Origin of the sequence: Phormidium sp. CCY1219, assembly GCF_035615515.1 — a bacterium.
In the GTDB taxonomy this organism is placed as follows: Bacteria; Cyanobacteriota; Cyanobacteriia; order Cyanobacteriales; family Laspinemataceae; genus CCY1219.
In genome coordinates, this window is sequence record NZ_JAJENT010000916.1 from 1 (window position 1) to 1,692 (window position 1,692).

Consider the following 1,692-nt stretch of genomic DNA (forward strand, 5'->3'; position numbering starts at 1 on the left):
CCCGAATCGGTGCGTTCCGGCTGGCTTAATCTTGTTGCCAAAATCCAAGGATTAAACGAAGCCGGAACGCACCCTACTAAATTTGATTATCGAAACCAACTGATTCTTAAGTAGTTTGTAGGGTGGGTTAGACGGCTAAAAGCTATGCTATAAAAGCAATCTATTAATCCGCCGTAGCCCACCACCTTGGGGTTACCGCGATACCACTACTAGCGATTTCGCAGTTTCCAATAAGCTTGAAGGGGACTCATCGTTACACTACGAACATAACCTTGATTAGGATGAGCGCCATTTGTTCTTTTATAACTATGGCCGTGTTGAACTTCTAGGTGAAGGTGATTGGCAAAATCAAGAACAGCGAGGGTTTGTCCAACTTCTATTCGTTGACCACGAGATACATACTTAGTACCCAGATGTCCATAAACCCAATGATTGCCATCGTCACTGTCAATCCCCATGAAATCAGAATTAACCCAATTTACTGTTCCGCCAACTACTGCTTTGATTGGAGTACCAGCAGGTGCGCCCATATCAATTCCGGCGTGCCACTTTCCGAAACCGTTATAGTAGCTTTGGTCGTAAGCGTAACCTGCATTCATGTGAACGCGAGAACCAAAAATCGCTTTGGATAAGTCTGTATAAACTTGCCGAACAGTATCACTGGTTTTCCACATTTGGTTGCTACCACCAAAGGGTGAATTTGGTCGGAATTGATTATCATCACCACTTTGGATATCCCATTTATCAGTACTGAAAGAAGCAAGTTCAGGATAGTATTTACCACCACCATCTTTCTTCTCAGGAAAATGAGTTCGAGCATTTCCCATTCTTTTCCATGCACTCCAGTTTTGTTCATCATTTGAAGAACGCATATAAAGATAACCCTCTTTGCCAATATGATACTGATATAGCTTTCCGTTGAATGCTTCTAGCCAAGGATCACCATAGGCCTCTTCATTGGAAACATTGGCTGATTTCCAGGCTGTCCAGTTAATACCATTAGTGGAAGAACGAGTATAGATTTTTTTATCCTTGCCAACGTGAGACTGGTAAAGTCTTCCATTTAAAGCTGTCATGGCAACTGCATAGTTTGTTTCTTCATTGGAAACATTGGCTGATTTCCAAGCTGTCCAGTTAATACCATTAGTGGAAGAACGAGTATAGATTTTCTTATCCTTGCCAACGTGAGACTGGTAAGCAACACCATTCAGTTTTGCAACTACAGGCTGATAGTAGGTTACTTCATTAGGTATATTTTCCTTTTTCCAGGCTGACCAATTTTGACCATCGCTTGAATATCGAGTGGCAATACGATTATCCAAGCCTCGATGAGTTTGAAAAAGAAGACGCCCAACAAGTCCTTTATTATTGTATTTGTTTTGAAGATAAAACCCATCGAAAATTCTTCTTAAAAAAATTCTAAAACCTGAACTTTGTGTGTTGCCAAAAACCTTCAAGAAATCACTAAACGTCCTGACTGGGTTGGAACTATTAGAAACTTGACTTGACCCAGGACTTGAAACATCAGGGTCTGCTGCCCGTTCCATTGGAGTCACTAAACCTTCCCCACTCCATGTCAACGGAATAAACTGTAAACTCTTCTCATCAACTTCCACCTCTGGCTTCGTCACCTTCGCCAAATGCACCGCCGCCGTCATATTCAGCAAGCCAGCGCCCGTTTCAGCATCATGA

1 protein-coding gene is annotated in these 1,692 nt (G+C 42.2%); it reads right to left on the bottom strand.

The features are described 5' to 3' along the window. Window positions 1-209: 209 nt before the first annotated feature. Window positions 210-1,692 (bottom strand): M23 family metallopeptidase (locus LKK83_RS29980; protein ID WP_324635132.1); only part of this gene is annotated, 1,483 nt, incomplete at its 5' end.